Below are 16,229 nucleotides of genomic sequence, written 5' to 3'. Positions count from 1 at the left end.
GAGAAAAGAGCCTTCTAGACCTAGGTTGCCATGAATCTATAGGAAAAGTGATCGGCCGAGGCCTAGGTTACAATGAATCTATAAGAAAAGTGACCGGCCGAGGCTAGGTCACTACAAAACTTCATTAAATACCAATAACTAATACAGAGAGTAGCTTGATTTCAACTCAACTGATACACGTCAGAGGTTTAAAAATCCATCCTATCTGGATTAGGTGCTCCGCCTTCCAAACCGCTGATATTTTTAAGAATCTCTAGGTCAGCAGGGCTCAGTTCGATGTCAAAGCAGTCTAGATTGCTAGCAATCCGGCTCGGAGTGACTGATTTAGGCAGGGGTAGGAAGCCTTCTTGTAGACTCCAAGCTAGAGCAATTTGGGCAATGGTCTTGCCATACTTATCTGCTATCGCCTGTACGGCTGGATTTTGGAAGAGTTCGCCCTGGCCAAATGGTCCCCAAGCTTCAAGTAGGATATCATGGGCACGGCAGAAGTCCACTGCCTCCGTCTGATAGACACCTGGCGCTAGGCGGATTTGATTGACAGCTGGAGTGATGCGCGCCGTTTCCAGCAGAGCCTCTAGGTGATGAGGCAGGAAATTGCTGACGCCGATCGCTCGGATCTTACCAGCTTGATAGAGGTCTTCCATGGCCCGCCAAACTTCTGCATTGCGCTTTTGCCAAGCTCCATCTTCTCGTACAGGCTTAGGATTTGGCCAATGGATGAGGTAGAGATCCAGATAATCCAGCCCTAAACGCTCCATAGAGCTGTCAAAGGCTTCCAAGGCCGCTTCATAGGTGTGCTTGCTATTCCAGAGCTTGGTTGTGATGAAGAGCTCCTCACGCGGAATACCGCTATCTTTAATTGCCCGACCGACACTCTCCTCATTCTTATAGATAGCTGCTGTATCAATGTGGCGATAGCCAGCCTTAAGAGCGGCCAAGACTGACTGATAAGCCTCTTCTCCGTCCTGAGCCTTCCAAGTACCAAAGCCCAAGACTGGAATCTTGATGCCATTGTTAAGGGTATAATTTTTCATATTTCTTCTCCTTATTTCTTCTTTCTTTTGGTCAATTTTGGCTTAAAGATATTTTCCTTGGTTGGAGCCATGCCTCGGCTGAAAAAGCTATAAATGATAAAGGCTAACCCAGCAATAAATAACAAGAAACGATGCAGTAGTAATCCAAAGAAGAGGAACACCAAGCCTATTCCCATAAATCTATAATCAATCTTTTTCATCCTGTCCTCCTCATCTGTGATAATCCTATTATAACATCTTCTCTTTCTTTGAGAAAGCCTTACCATCTGTTAAGAAAAATATCTCAGAGACTTTCTAATTGCGCCAAACATTTCTAGCTTTGTACAAGTTCCTCTAGCAAATCCCAGGAAAAGTCGGCAGCTCTACATTAAAAAGGACAGGTTACCCCATCCTTTCTAAAAATATAAGGAGACTCAATTAAAGAACACTGGAGGCAGCTTCAAAGCGTTTTTCGCCATCCAGATAAGTAGCAACCAGCTCCAAATCCTTGTCCAGAACGATAAAGTCAGCATCGTAGCCTTCCTTGATCTGGCCACAGACATCGTCGATGTGGACGGATTTTGCTGGGATAAGACTGGCCATCATGACTGCTTGATGAGGATTTGCGATGCCCCACTCAACTACATATTTCAGGCCGTCCTTGAGCTGCAGGATAGATCCTGCTAAGTTGCCAGTCGATTTGAGACGAGCTGTGCCATTGGCTACCACCACTGGAAATTCTCCCAGCATATAGTCGCCGTCTTCCAGCCCACCTGCAGTCATACAGTCTGTGATGAGGGCTACATGTTCATGACCCTTTTGCTTGAGCAAAATATCACAGGCCTTGGGATCTACATGGTGACCATCACAAATCAGCTCCGCATAGGTGTGAGGCAGCTCGTACATAGCCCCAACCATACCTAGCTCACGGTGGGTCAGGCCTCGCATGCCATTGTAGGCATGCACCCAGACACTAGCACCTGCTTCTACTGCTGCCTTGGCTTCATCATAGGTCGCATCAGAGTGCCCCAAAGCAACTGTCACACCTTCATCAGTGATGGTGCGGACAAATTCTTCCACGCCCTCACGCTCAGGTGCCAAAGCAATCTTATTGAGCAGACCATTGGCTGCCTTTTGCCAAGCACGAAATTCATCCATACGAGGATCCTTCATGTAGGCTGGGTTTTGGGCACCCTTGTACTTTTCAGTGAAGTAAGGCCCTTCAAAATAGAGACCACGAATCTTGGCACCACTTGCTTCTTGATAGCGCGCACCAATATTTTCTGTCACAGCCAAGAGTTGCTCGTAAGATGATGTCAGCGTGGTCGGCAGGAAACTGGTCACCCCAGTCGTCAAAAGTCCTTCACTCATGGTATGGAGGGTACCTTCGATGTTATTGTCCATGACATCGACCCCACCAAAACCATGGATATGGGTATCCACCAGACCCGGCGCAACAGAGTAACCTGTGTAATCCACTACTTCTGCATCCGCAGGGACTTCCTGTACTAATTTTCCAAATTTTCCATCAATCACTTCCAAAAATCCACCCTTGCGAATCCCTTGAGGATAGAAGAACTGATCGGCTTTTATATATTTAGGCATCTGACTGCCTCCCCTTGTTCTATTTCTATTGACTCTATTATAACGCTTTCTATTTTATTTGTAAATGGTCTATACCTCTTTTTTAGAAAAATTTATTATATTATTCAAAGCAAGAAAGAGAGTGGGACAGAAATCGGTAATTCGTTAGAATTCGATTTCGTCGTCCCACCTCCGCACAGTTGAGTAGGCTGTAAAAGCTGATGAAATCAGCCTAGTAGAGCCCACTCAACCACTGCGTCTTGCTCGACAATCCAAAGACAATTGAGAGGCTAGGACTTTTGTCCCAGCCTCTTTCTGTCTTAAATTTGTTCCATTTGTACTTTCTCAGCCAAATTCATGGCGTGGTCAGCAACTCTGGTATAGTGAGAAATAATATCGATGAAGTTGACCCCAGCCTGAGGCGTACATTCTCCCTTGTTGAGACGAGCAATGTGGGTCTTGCGCAGGCTGCGTTCTAGCTTGTCAATCTCCGCATGCTTGGCCTCCAAACTATTGGCCAAATCCACATTATTTGTTTCCACAGAATTCAAAGCTTCTTTGATAAAGTCCAAGGTCAAGTGATAAATATTTTCCAACTCTTCCAAGGCAGCTGGTGAAAATTCCACCTTCTTGCGGTGCAAGTAGTCTGTCAAATTCAGCAAAGCTTCTGAGTGGTCACCGATTCTCTCCAAATCACGACTAGAGTCCAGAATGCTGGTCAAGACTTCACTCTCTTTTGGATTGAGCTGCTGGCCAGATAGGACAATCAGGTAGCGAGTCAATTCATCATCAATGGCATTGATGGCTTCCTCAGTCTTATGACCCTTTTCGGCAGATTTTTCTTCATAGTTCACGATATAATCATAAGCCAATTCGAAAGATTTAGCAGCGTAGCCACCCAAGTGAAGGAGTTCCTTTTTAGCATTTCCCAAAGCCAATGATGGCGCTTGGTCGATCAAAATCGTATCTAGGTAGAGAGATTCGTATTTAACGGTTTCATCCTCACCCGGAATCAACTTGGTAACCAAATATGCTAAAAAGCCAATAAAAGGAAATTGGATAATGGTATTGGTAATATTAAAGGTTCCGTGGGCAAAGGCAATAGTCATTTCTGGTGACAAATGCAAGGCTGTCTCAAACCACTGAATCAGTGATGTGAAAGGTAGCAGGAAGATCATACAGATGACTGTTCCCACAACGTTAAAGGCCACATGGGCTCCAGCAACACGCTTGGCTGCGATATTAGCCCCTAAGGAAGCAATGATCGCTGTAATCGTCGTTCCGATATTGTCACCAAAGAGGACTGGTAAAGCTCCTTGCAGATCAATGAGATTGCTGGCATAGAGATTTTGCAGAATCCCAATGGTCGCCGAAGATGCTTGAATGAGCAGGGTCAAGCCCGTTCCGACAAAGACACCTAAGACTGGATTTTTACTTAGCTGAACCATGTAATCTCGAAAGACTTGCAAGTCTTTAAGAGGCTCCATGGCTCCACTCATGAGATTGAGGGCGAAAAAGATCCCGCCGACACCAAAGAGGATACGCCCGACATTGTTCACTGAGCGATTCTTTGTGAAAAAGAGGCAAACCGCACCGACAAAGAGCAAGGGCAGAGCGTAATCACCCAACTTAAAACCAATGATGAAGGAAGTCACAGTCGTACCAATATTGGCCCCCATGACAATCCCGATAGCCTGACGCAGGGTCAACAGCCCCGCACTCACCAGACCAACTGTGATCACTGTCACACCTGAACTAGACTGGATCAGGGCTGTCATCCCAATCCCAACCAGCACACCTAAAAAAGGATTGCTCGTGTATTTATCAATGAAATAGCGCAATCGGTCTCCTGCCGCCTGCTGTAAGCCGTCACCCATCATACGAATACTGTACAGGAACAGCCCCAAGCCTCCTAAAAAGCTAAATATAATTTCTTGCCAATTAATGGACATTTCTTTTCCTCCGAAAAATAAATAGCGGATAATCTCCTATACTATTTTAAAACATCCAGCCTAATCTCACAAGCCTTTTCTGAAAAAGAATCGAATTATTTTTGCTAATTTTGAAACTTTTATTTTCATCACACTCAAGAGCAAATTAGAGTAAGCAACAAGGCCCTCTCACTAGAACAAAAAGCAAGCAGACCGAACTACATTTCAAAATATTTAGCTTGGTTCATCACTTTCTGGGATCAGGCTTAAAAGATAGAAATTATCTCAGCACGATTCACATTCTACGCATACAAAGATTAAAAATCCCAGATAGCCTATGGCTATCTGGGATTTACTTTCCATCACTAAAATGTTGTCATCATTTTAGCTGGGTTTTAAGATTAGTCTTCCAAATTGACATCAGATGCGGATTCTTTCTTCTTTTTGTTCTTGAGAAAGGCTGATGCCCAAGTTGCTATTCCCAATCCAAGAGCTGCTAATGGATTATTGGCAGTTCCTGTATTTGGTAAAGCTTTAGCATTTGGAGTAACTTTGACTTGTCCTGGTTATGCAGGCTGTGGTTTAGGTGCTTGAGAGTGATTTGTAGCACTAGATACAGACGCACTTTCAGACAGACTAGCTGAAATGCTTGCGCTATCACTCAGTGACACACTTGCGGATGTGCTCAATGAAGTAGAGATAGACTGACTATCACTTACAGATGCGAGGTAGCTTGGCAGGTTAAACTCTGGCTTGGACTCGCTGGTTGGATCACCCTTACTATAGCTGAATGAGTTTGACTCTTGTGACACACTTGTACTCAAGCTGCTTGAAAGGCTATCGCTAAGTGATGTAGAGGTACTTACACTTACGCTTGCTGACTCTGACGCGCTGAATGAAGCTGATACGCTGGTGCTTAGACTTGCACTTGCTGATAGAGATTCGCTTACGCTCAGCGATGCCAAATCATTTTCACTTGCAAGAGCTGACGCACTAGCGCTCAATGACGCTGAGGTACTTGCGCTTGTTGAGACTAATTGGCTACTGCTTACAGAAGACGATGCACTCTCGCTTGCTGAGATTGATGCACTGAGACTTGTGCTCAAGCTGGTGCTTGATGAATCAGAAGCGCTAATTGAGGCACTTAGACTAGTGCTCAAACTTGTACTTGCTGAATCTGAAGCACTAATTGAGGCACTGAGGCTCGTGCTCAGGCTCGTACTTGCTGAATCTGAAGCGCTAATTGAGGCACTGAGGCTCGTGCTCAAACTTGTACTTCTTGAATCTGAAGCACTGAGTGAGGCACTTTGGCTGGTGCTCAAGCTGGTGCTTGTTGAATCTGATGCGCTGAGTGAGGCACTGAGGCTGGTGCTCAGGCTAGTACTTGTTGAATCTGAAGCGCTGAGTGAGGCACTGAGGCTGGTGCTCAATGAGATTGAAGCAGACTCACTTGTTGAAACTAACTGGCTTGCGCTCATTGACGTTGAAGCTGATTCACTTGTTGAAGCTGGCTGGCTTGCGCTCAATGAGGTTGAAGCAGACTCGCTTGTTGAAACTGACTGGCTAAGGCTTACTGATGCTGAAGCACTTGCACTTACTGAGACTGACTGGCTCAAGCTTAATGACGCTGAAGCGCTATTACTCAATGAGACTGACCGACTCAAACTCAACGAAGCTGAGGCACTCTTACTTAATGAGACGGATTGGCTACCGCTCAATGAAGTTGAGGCGCTCTTGCTCAATGACATCGAACCACTCAGACTTACCGATGCTGAATTACTCTTGCTTGCTGAAACGGAATTTACAGCACTAAGAGACTGCGAAGCTGAAAGACTCGTACTAACAGACAATGATTGATGATCAATGATTCTAAACTGGAAATCATTTGCGGTACTATTCCATGATACACCATTCTCATCCGTTACAGACATATAGAATCTGATATCCCCTTCTTTCTTAGGAGTACCAGAAATTCTAAGACGAGGGACATAGCCACCTTGACCATCAGGAACCGCATCAATATTATAAGTCAATCCAAGCTCTGTAAGACGCTGCTCTGAAATTGTAGGTAGAACAGCATTTTTGGCTTCTGTCGATGTTTTCCAGCCACCCGCTTGACTCTTGTTGTCTATATCATGAATATAAAGATCGTGTTGTACGGCTTTTCCTACACTCATATCTGGAATCAACTGCCCTGCTTTAGGAGTAGTTGAAGCCAGACTATTATTAAAGATAGGATCATGATTTGTTGTTACATCTAAGCGGAAAGGACTACTTGATTCATTTCTCCAGACCGTACCGTTCTCATCACGCACACTAAGGTCAAATTCGAAAACACCTGCCTTTTTAGGTGTGCCAGTGAAAGCAACCCGAGGAACATAGCCCCCATTGCCATCTGATACGGCTGTCACCTCATAAGTCAGGCCCAAGTCAGATAAAAGCCCTGATACACGTGGAGTCATCTGAACAGCATCTTTCGCTGCCTGTTCAGTTGCCCAACCACCGCTTCTAGCACTGGTGTTATTTTCATCGTGGATATAGACATAGTCTGGGTCTAGTTGCACACCAACAACCCGTTTCTTGAACAGATCGCCATTCTTACTAGTAAGAGAAGTTGCACTACCATTCAAGACCGGATCAACATCACCCAGCTCAATCAAATTATCAGCAGGAATGACACTGGTTCTTCTATCACGATAAGTAACGGTCAATTCACCATTATCCGCAACATCATAGCCCGCACCATGTTGACCACCACTTAGCATGTCCTCATTTCTCAAGCTAGCATTTTTCGCTTTGAAAGCTGCAATAACTTCTATTTTTTCTTGTTCTGTTAAGTGACTAAGATTTTTTACTCGGACTTTATTGATATCATCATTGACATGATGGCGAATAGTGAGCTTAAACTGACCATTGTCTCTTGTACCACGACCAGCGTTAGTGTTCCGTGTTCCGTTATCTGAGCTAGTATTTCCACTCCTATCATAACCAACAACATAGGTATTGTAGTCACCAAGGGTTTCATCCAGTGGAACTGTTCCATAAACACGAACTTTTATAGTGTTTCCCTGTCTTGTAAACTGAGTTTGAAGCCATCTGCTAGGTGGCCATTGGTTGTTTGGGAAATAACCTCGAACTTCTGCTTTATTAAAATTCAGATTTGTTCCGCTAATAGTAGCAAAGTTTGGTATATCAAAAGATCTACCACGTTCTACTACTAGTTCCTCTTGACTGACATTAACCCTAATATTTTTATTGACAGCTCTGAATCCTGAGTAGCCCGCACTACGGAAGTCTGACCGACCAGACTCTTTTGGTGAAGTTGCTACGGTCTTATCTACCGTTTGACTCTTCTCAGCTTGCTTGAGCTCATCCTTGCCTTGGGCTTGGTTCTTATCAGCTACCACACCAGCAGCCAAGTTGTTGCTGGTTGCTAGGGCTTGGCTATTGCTCAACATAGCGCTAGCCAAACTTTGTCCTGCACCAGATGAAACAAAGCTATCAGCAACATTGACTCTGACGTCCAGTGAGACAGAATTAGAAGCTGAGACGGAAGCATCAGCTACTGACGCGCTAGTTAGCACTTTATCCTGTTCTAGAGAAGTTGTATTGTTAGCACTTTCTAGCTTAGCGGGCGCTTTGCTCTCTGATACTTTTGCAGCAGGCGCAGTACTCGCTAATTTGCTAGTCAAGACCGAACTGCTAGCAGATACAGACTGGCTAATAGAAGTTGAGTTACTAGCGGAAATTGATTAGCTGAGCGATTGACTAACAGACTGGCTAGTCGAGATACTAAGAGATACTGACTCACTTGTAGAGACAGAAGTGCTGACTGACTGACTAACTGAAACAGAGGCTAACTCAGAAGCTTGTTCTGCTTTTGCTTTTCGCATTTCCGCTTGCGCTTGAGCAATGATCGAATTTGTACTTGCTTCTGGTGCTTCCTCATTGTCTTTGACTTCAGCTGAAATGACAGCTTTATCTGTGTATTCAGATGTTTCATCCGCATAGACAGACTGCTCCTGAGTCACCACCAAACCTGCCGCTCCAGCAGCTAATATTCCCCATAAACCTGCAAGAGTGTTGAGGCTCAGATGATCGTGATCAAGCTCTTCTGTATCTGACAAGCTATTTGAGACAACTTCTCCCATTCCACCGATACGAAAGAGATCGAGTTGAGAATTTGAAGCTTTTACCCAATTTTTCCCAGACTTATAGAGCTTGTACCGCTTCTTTTCGTCAATGATCTCGAAATCCTTGTTATATTTCTTACTTCGAAACATCCTTTTCCTTTCCTTTTTCAACATGCCAGTCTTTGTTAATCTCATGACCATTAGCAAAGAAACTGACTCATTGCATGCTATAGTTTATAAGCAAAAATACATATTTTTTTGCATTTTTATTATAGGTGTTCTAATGCTCCAGATAGTATTTTAACAAAAATAAGACAAGAATTCAATCTATTGAAATCTTTATTTATTGAAAATAAGCTTGATAAATCAAGCTATTTTAAACTATCTATATTAACCTAGAGATTTAAACTATAGATTATTATAGGAATTAACAATAAGTAACTATTTATACAAAAAAAAGCTAGACGGCCGACCCGAGATACATGACCTCAGATCCGTCCAACTTTTTTATATATTTTGAATGGATTAGTGAGAAAGATGATTAATAATCCAAATCTTCCGCATACCCAGCTCCATTTCCTACAAAGTAGCCTGTCTTACAGTTCATACTAAATAGATAAGTACCATCTGGTTTATAGAGATTGTAGTAGCCATTCCCCTTGACAATGTTAACTTTTTCAAGGATGAACTGGTCTCCTGTGATGTAGCCGCGCTCACGAGACACCTTGAGGATCGTTTCCAAGACACCTGGATTGAAGGTCCAAGCAGGATTATTGACATCATCGATAGCTGCTTGATTGTAAGGCACACGGCTAAGGTGGCGCTGGAGGTTAACTCCTGCACTTGGCAGTCCGATACCAGTTTCTGCATTTCTAATGCCACTAGGGTCACTAGGCGCTGGAGTCACAGCTGGCGGCGTTGATGGGGCTGTGGAAGGCACTGACGGCTCCACTGTCGGACTAGGCGCTGGTGCTGGTAGCTGCTGACTGCGTCCTTGAGCAATAGCCGCCTTCAAGACCTCATCCAACTTGCTATTACCTGTCGATACATCTGGAAGATTAGCGTTTTCTTTCACTTGGGCATCTGTCTTCAATAGACCGTCAACGATGGCACCCGTATTGAATTGTGAATTGACACTTTGGATAGCAGAAATTTGCTTAACAAGATCATCATACTTCTTCTTAGCAGCTGTATATTCTAAGCTGCCAGTTAAGACATCTAACTTAGCTTTCAGCTTATCCAAATCGCCAAACTTGTCATTTTTGATAGCTGTCTGACTACTATCCGTAAAGAAGCTAGCATAAAGGTCTTCAAATTCTTTAGCAGCCTCTTTCTTGGCTTCGCTAGAACTTGCAGATTTCTTTTTGCTAGAAGAAACTGTCGAACTGGAACCAGTTGTCGACTTGTGGCTCCCCCAACCTTGATGAAAATACCAAGTCGTTCCAGCGGCAAGCGCTACAAGACCTAAGGCTGAGTATAGGAAGGCTTTCTTCTTGTAGAAAGGCTTTGTCTCAGGATCGTCCTCATCCTCAAATACTGTCGGAACTGGCTTTGATACCGGCTTTGTTGCCGGGATGATTGGTGCTTCAGCTGCAACTGTTAGCGCTGGTTGTGCAGCCTTTGTAGTCTCTACATTTGCCGAGTTTGCAGCTTCTGCTTTCACTGGCTGCACCGAAGGTAATGGCACATTGGCAGTATTTTCCTTCGCCTGAGACTGACTCTTAAGCTGTTTGATGGTCTCTTGTATCAAAGCTTCTTTTTGTTGTGCCAGCTCTTCCATGATTCTCAGCTTTTGGGTTTCAAATTTCCCTGCTTCGATTTCATCTCGGTGTTGCTTGATGTATTTATCAAGGATATTGTCTCCTTCGGTCACACCAGCTTCGACTTCCTCGTTTTTCCGAGCAGCCTGACCGACCGTCATTTCTTTCGCATCTTCTAAGTCAAGAACGGTTTCTTTTGATTCTTGCTCTGTTGGCATCTTTTCTTCTTTGCTCACAGCATTTCCTTTCTAATCTAGTTGTCTTTTGACCCTTTGGCCAAAATATTGATATAAATCAACTTTTAAAGTACCATTGTAAAGTTTTCGCTTTTTATCCGCCTGACTGCCATATTTGGCTTCAAAGGCCTCATCACTGGTCAAGATAAATTTACTCCATGTCTTCAAAGGAGCAAAGGTTTCTCCCATTTCTTGATAGAGCTTGGTCACCGCATCATCGTCCAACAAACGCTCACCATAAGGCGGATTGGAAATAATCACGCCATTGATCTTGTCCGTATGAAGGTCTTGCAGGCGCATTTGCTTAAAGTGAATTTGGTCAGCAACGCCCGCTTCTTCCGCATTTTTCTTGGCAATCTCTACCAAACGGGCATCCAAGTCAGAACCCGAAATATCCAACTGAATGTCTTGGTCAATCTGAGCTAGAGCTTCTGCCCGAAGTCGACGTACCAAGTCCTTATCTACCCAATTCCAATCTTCAAAAGCAAAGGAACGGTTCAAACCTGGGGCCATCTTCATCCCAATCATAGCTGCTTCGATACAGAAGGTTCCTGATCCGCAAGTCGGGTCAATCAAGGGTTTGTCCGGATACCAGTTTGACAAAAGTAAAATCGCAGCTGCCATATTTTCCTTGATTGGCGCTCCGCCCTTCTCAGTCCGATAACCACGTTTGAACAAGCTAGAACCACTTGTATCAATCATGACCGTCACAAGGTCTTTTAAAATGGAAACTTCAATCTTAAACTCTGCTCCATTTTCCTGCAAGGGGACACCTTCTGGACGAGCATAATGCTTTTGCAGTTTTTTCACAACTGCTTTTTTTGAAATGGCTTGAACACTGGGCTCATTATGCAGTTTTGACTTGACGCATTTGGCTTTAGAAATGGGAAATTTGGCACCTAAGGGTAGATAATTTTCCCAATCCAAGGCAAATACACCTTGAAAAAGCTCTTCAAATGTTTTAGCTGGAAATGTGCCCACAACAATCTTGATCCGATCTGCCGAGCGTAGCCATAGATTGGTTTGAATAATGGTTTTGACATCGCCACTAAAGCGGACACGACCATTTTCAACCTGACAATCTATACCCAAATCCCGAATCTCACGGCCGACCACGGCTTCCAGACCTGCCGCCGCTGTAGCGATTAAATTAAATTTTTCTTTCATTCTTTCTTACTCTATCACTATCCGCTGGGCCACGCCGTTAAAAACTGGCCTCAGCTAGAAAGCAGAATGTTCTTGCTTAGCTCCTCTTTTTGAGAAAAACCTTGCTTTCCTATTTTGTCCCTTGCAGCAATCTTCTGTCCAAGGGGCTCTATATCTTAATCAAAAAGCTAGCATACGCTAGCTAACCTATGTGCAATTTTCTATAAGCCATGTTTTGTTCCAGAAATGACTAGGTACCATCTCCTTCGATAATCATCTGTCTACTGTTTCCAGTCAGAATGCTATGTTCGTTTCCACGCATTCCGTGCCCCGACCAAAGTTTGGGTTGCTAGCTTGAGGGGTTTACCGCGTTCCACTTCTTCTGTTTCCAGAAGAACTACGTCACTGTGGCACTTTCAGACCTATTCAGACCTATCTAAAGACTTAGCCTTTTCAGTCGCCGTAACGGATTGCTCCGTCCCTAGGCTTATTGTTTCGCCTAGCACAAACACTACCAGCATCACAGCCGGTGCTAGCATGGACTTTCCTCATGAAAATATTAAATCTTCACGCGATTATCCAAAAATTGCACTCTGCAACATTATTGCTCTTCGTTGTCCAGAATTTGTTTACCAAAAACTTCCTTTTCCAAACGGCTTAGACGTTTCAAAATATCGAAGTTTGTCGCTGTTCCCATCTGTGGCATCTCAATTGTTGGTTGAGCTGGCTGACTAGGCGTTGAAGGAGTAGCAGTTGCTTGATTCGATACTTGTTCCTTCAGAAGGGTAATCTCCTCACGCAACTCTTTCACCAAGGCTGCATAAGTTTCATAATCCTTAATCACATCATCTAAAAATTCATCCACTTCAGCCTTGCTATATCCTCGCACTTCACGCTTAAAGTCTTGATCAAAAATATCTTTTGCTGTATAAATAATACTCGCCATGCTCTCGCTCCAATCTAGTTTATCATATCCAATTATATACGAAAGCACCTATAAAAAGCAAGATTTATACCCTACTTTTCCGAAAAAATTTCTGCAACCTCATTCAGGTCATCAAATGTTAATTTTTTGATAAAATACTGTTCTTGATTTTTCATCTCCCTGTAAAGATACTTAAGATTGGTCTCATTTTCCTCATCGTAAAATAGATAAGCTCCATCTGTATTTTGAAGCAGAAATTGGTTGTACTCACGAAACTGACTCGGATTTTGATAGCTAGGATAGGCATATTTAACGAAATCTACTTGTTTAAAATCCGCTAGTTTGGCCTGATTTCCTTCGTTCCAATTCTTTCCTTGATCTTCAAAAAGAAAAATCGTAGCAAGCTTAAAATTATAATCTTTTCTCAATTCCTGAGCGACTTCTAAAACCCAAGTTTCAAAACCTAGATTTCCCGTAAAGATGAGCCACTCCAATCCTTCATCCAGCAGGCTCTGTAAATCCCGTCTGACCGCCTCTTTGATGATCTTGATCCGCATGTCTTTTTCATTCATAATGCCAAGTTCAAAAGCCTTGTAACCTACAATTAATAGACTTGTCATTTATTCTCCCTCAAATAATATTTTTATGATATAATAGAGTGATGTTATTGTACCAATAAGGAGTTTTATGGTCAACTACCCTCACAAGCTAAAAATAAAAAGTAAATTAGCCCATCCAAGTTCAAAGACGGCTGTTAACTTTGCCAATCGTGGGATGTCTTTTGAGAAGATGATCAACGAATCCAACAACTACTACTTGAGTAGGGGACTCGCTGTCATTCATAAGAAGCCAACACCCGTTCAGATTGTCAAAGTGGACTATCCCCAACGCAGTCGCGCAAAGATTGTGGAGGCCTACTTCCGACAGGCATCCACGACCGATTATTCTGGTGTCTTTAAGGGACATTATATTGACTTTGAAGCCAAGGAAACACGGCAAAAAACGGCTATGCCTCTAAAGAATTTCCATCTACACCAGATTGAACATATGGAAGCTGTCCTTCAGCAAAATGGAATTTGCTTTGTCTTACTGCACTTCTCTAGCTTACGGGAGACTTATCTACTTCCGGCATCTTATTTGATTACATTTTATAAGATGGATAAAGGCGGAAAATCCCTCCCTTTATCTTACATTCAAGAACATGGATTTTTAATCGAAACAAAGCAATTTCCAAGCATCCCTTACCTTGAAATTATCGAACAAAAACTACTAGGTGGTATCACAAATGAATAAACAAACCCTTTTGCAGGCCTTAAAATATCTTGCAACTGCCCTCTTATCTCTCTTTATCATTGGAGTTGTGACTGGCGTTCTTGTCTTCACATACTATGTCGCCAAGTCTCCTACCCTTTCTGAGAAGGATCTTGTCGCAACAACTTCAAGCAAGATTTACGATAGCGATAACAATCTGATTGCGGACCTCGGTTCTGAAAAGCGGGTCAATACGTCAACAGACCAAATCCCTACACAGCTAGTAGATGCCATCGTTGCGATTGAGGATCACCGCTTCTTTAATCACCGTGGGGTTGATTTCATTCGGATAGGAGGAGCCTTCCTAAGCAACCTGAAAGGAGGCGGACGCCAAGGGGGATCTACCTTAACCCAGCAGTTGATCAAATTGACTTATTTCTCCACTTCCTCAGCGGATGCTACCCTTTCTCGGAAAATCCAAGAAGCATGGCTGGCAACTCAACTTGAGCGAAAGGCTACCAAACAAGAAATCCTGACATACTATGTCAATAAAGTCTATATGTCTAATGGAAATTACGGGATGCAAACAGCTTCTCAAAGTTACTATGGCAAAGATTTGAAAGATTTGACCCTTCCTCAGATTGCCCTGCTTGCAGGAATGCCTCAGGCTCCTAACCAATATGACCCTTACACAAATCCAGAAGCTGCCACTCAGCGTCGGAATCTCGTACTATCTGAAATGTATGAACTCAAGTACATCTCACCAGAACAATACGAACAAGCGATCAATACACCAGTGACCGACGGCTTACAGAGCTTGAAAAATTCAGCTAGCTATCCTGCCTATATGGATAACTACTTAAAAGAAGTTATTGAGCAAGTCGAAGAAGAAACTGGCTACAATGTCCTTACGACTGGTATGGAAGTTTATACCAACGTTAATACCGAAGCTCAGAAAAAATTGTGGGATATCTATAACACGGAAGAATATGTTGCTTATCCAGATGATGAACTGCAAGTGGCATCAACCGTTATGGATGTTACCAACGGGAAAGTCATTGCTCAACTGGGTGCTCGCCATCAGTCTTCCAACGTTTCTTTTGGTACTAACCAAGCAGTCGAAACAAATCGCGACTGGGGTTCTACCATGAAACCAATCACTGACTATGCCCCAGCTTTGGAATACAATGTTTTCACTTCTACCGCTGCCTCCATCCAAGACGCTCCTTACTATTTCCCTGGAACATCCACTCCAGTCTATAACTGGGATAAACGCTATTTTGGCTGGATTACCATCCAATATGCCATCCAAGAATCTCGTAACGTCCCAGCCGTCAAATCGTTGGAAGAAGTCGGATTGGATAATTCCTTGAAATTCCTCAACGGTCTTGGCATCAATTATCCTGAAATGCACTATTCTAATGCCATTTCAAGTAATACAAGCAAGGCTGGCAACCAATACGGAGCAAGTAGTGAAAAGATGGCTGCTGCTTATGCTGCCTTTGCTAATGGCGGAACTTATTACAAACCACAATATGTCAACCGAGTTGTCTTTAGCGATGGAACAGAAAAAGTCTTTTCAAATGGTGGTTCAAAAGCCATGAAGGAAACGACAGCCTACATGATGACAGACATGATGAAGACCGTTCTTCAGTCTGGAACTGGTACTAATGCTGCTATTCCAGGTGTCTATCAAGCAGGTAAAACTGGTACTTCCAATTATGCAGATGATGAGCTTGATAAGCTAACCAAACCTTACTACTATTCTAGCATTGTCACACCAGATGAGCTGTTTGTCGGCTACACACCACAATACTCTATGGCTGTTTGGACCGGTTATTCAAACCGCCTCACTCCCGTTCTAGACGATGGAGTTAAGGTGGCAACCGATGTTTATCGTTCTATGATGCACTATTTGACAGGCTACAGCAATGAAGACTGGACACCACCTAGCGGACTTTTCCGTAGCGGATCTTACCTCTATCTCAATGGTACTTCAACCTACAACCGCGCTTATACCCAGCAGTATTCCAGCTCGACTTCTGAATCAAGTTCAGAATCTTCAAGTCAAAGCTCAAGCGAATCCAGCGAAGAAGACAGTACTAGCAACTCTAATTCCCAAACAAGTTCAACTAGTTCTGGAACAACCAACGGCACATCTAGTTCTAACCAAGGAGCTGAACATCGCTAAAGCAAAAAAGAGAGTGGGACAGAAATCGGTAATTCGTTAGAATTCGATTTCGTCGTCCC

At 43.4% G+C, this 16,229-nt stretch carries 12 protein-coding genes, 1 other RNA gene and 1 pseudogene; 2 read left to right on the top strand and 12 right to left on the bottom strand.

All coding sequences use genetic code 11. The features are described from left to right. Positions 1 to 188: 188 nt before the first annotated feature. The 12 genes and pseudogenes from FXF62_RS04995 to FXF62_RS04940 all read right to left on the bottom strand — a co-directional run bounded on the left by FXF62_RS04995 (position 189) and on the right by FXF62_RS04940 (position 13,348). Positions 189 to 1,034 carry an aldo/keto reductase gene (locus FXF62_RS04995; protein ID WP_149517891.1) on the bottom strand — a complete coding sequence of 282 codons (846 nt, stop codon included), beginning with the start codon at positions 1,032 to 1,034 and terminating at the stop codon, positions 189 to 191. An 11-nt stretch (positions 1,035 to 1,045) separates the two neighbouring features. Next, positions 1,046 to 1,234: a hypothetical protein gene (locus tag FXF62_RS04990; protein WP_149517890.1), complete on the bottom strand. Its 189-nt coding sequence runs from the start codon at positions 1,232 to 1,234 to the stop codon at positions 1,046 to 1,048. A gap of 217 nt (positions 1,235 to 1,451) precedes the next feature. Beyond that, positions 1,452 to 2,618, bottom strand: coding sequence for an N-acetylglucosamine-6-phosphate deacetylase (gene nagA / locus FXF62_RS04985; RefSeq protein WP_149517889.1), 1,167 nt, complete (start codon positions 2,616 to 2,618; stop codon positions 1,452 to 1,454). Between the two features lie 299 nt (positions 2,619 to 2,917). After that, a complete protein-coding gene (locus FXF62_RS04975) occupies positions 2,918 to 4,549 on the bottom strand; it encodes a Na/Pi cotransporter family protein (protein WP_149517888.1) in 1,632 nt (543 codons plus the stop codon). A gap of 380 nt (positions 4,550 to 4,929) precedes the next feature. Next, a pseudogene (locus FXF62_RS10865) lies at positions 4,930 to 5,067 on the bottom strand (LPXTG cell wall anchor domain-containing protein); the annotation flags it as partial. A 27-nt stretch (positions 5,068 to 5,094) separates the two neighbouring features. Further along, a complete protein-coding gene (locus tag FXF62_RS10860; RefSeq protein WP_262881591.1) occupies positions 5,095 to 8,220 on the bottom strand; it encodes a hypothetical protein in 3,126 nt (1,041 codons plus the stop codon). A 60-nt stretch (positions 8,221 to 8,280) separates the two neighbouring features. Continuing rightward, on the bottom strand, positions 8,281 to 8,811 hold the full coding sequence (locus FXF62_RS04965; protein WP_187984235.1) for a KxYKxGKxW signal peptide domain-containing protein: 531 nt from the start codon (positions 8,809 to 8,811) through the stop codon (positions 8,281 to 8,283). 391 nt (positions 8,812 to 9,202) lie between these two features. Then, positions 9,203 to 10,657: a cell division site-positioning protein MapZ family protein gene (locus FXF62_RS04960; RefSeq protein ID WP_149517886.1), complete on the bottom strand. Its 1,455-nt coding sequence runs from the start codon at positions 10,655 to 10,657 to the stop codon at positions 9,203 to 9,205. A gap of 12 nt (positions 10,658 to 10,669) precedes the next feature. Further along, positions 10,670 to 11,824, bottom strand: a complete 1,155-nt coding sequence (locus FXF62_RS04955; RefSeq protein ID WP_149517885.1) for a THUMP domain-containing class I SAM-dependent RNA methyltransferase — start codon at positions 11,822 to 11,824, stop codon at positions 10,670 to 10,672. A 198-nt stretch (positions 11,825 to 12,022) separates the two neighbouring features. Continuing rightward, positions 12,023 to 12,390, bottom strand: an RNA gene (rnpB, locus tag FXF62_RS04950) — RNase P RNA component class B. A 14-nt stretch (positions 12,391 to 12,404) separates the two neighbouring features. After that, the gene (gene gpsB, locus FXF62_RS04945; protein ID WP_149517884.1) at positions 12,405 to 12,749 is read right to left on the bottom strand and encodes a cell division regulator GpsB; all 345 of its coding nucleotides are present in this window, start codon (positions 12,747 to 12,749) and stop codon (positions 12,405 to 12,407) included. 71 nt (positions 12,750 to 12,820) lie between these two features. After that, on the bottom strand, positions 12,821 to 13,348 hold the full coding sequence (locus tag FXF62_RS04940; RefSeq protein ID WP_149517883.1) for a DUF1273 domain-containing protein: 528 nt from the start codon (positions 13,346 to 13,348) through the stop codon (positions 12,821 to 12,823). 67 nt (positions 13,349 to 13,415) lie between these two features. Between FXF62_RS04940 and recU the strand changes: the two genes are divergently transcribed. Together recU and pbp1a are read left to right on the top strand one after the other, a co-directional pair. Further along, a complete protein-coding gene (recU, locus tag FXF62_RS04935; protein ID WP_149517882.1) occupies positions 13,416 to 14,021 on the top strand; it encodes a Holliday junction resolvase RecU in 606 nt (201 codons plus the stop codon). Next, entirely contained in the window at positions 14,014 to 16,170 is a 2,157-nt protein-coding gene (gene pbp1a, locus FXF62_RS04930; protein ID WP_149517881.1) for a penicillin-binding protein PBP1A, read from the top strand. The genes recU and pbp1a overlap by 8 nt, the downstream gene beginning before the upstream one ends. Positions 16,171 to 16,229 lie beyond the last annotated feature (59 nt).

Origin of the sequence: Streptococcus cristatus (assembly GCF_008369405.1) — a bacterium.
Classification (GTDB): Bacteria; Bacillota; Bacilli; order Lactobacillales; family Streptococcaceae; genus Streptococcus; species Streptococcus cristatus_G.
This window is presented reverse-complemented; position numbering and strand designations above follow the sequence as displayed.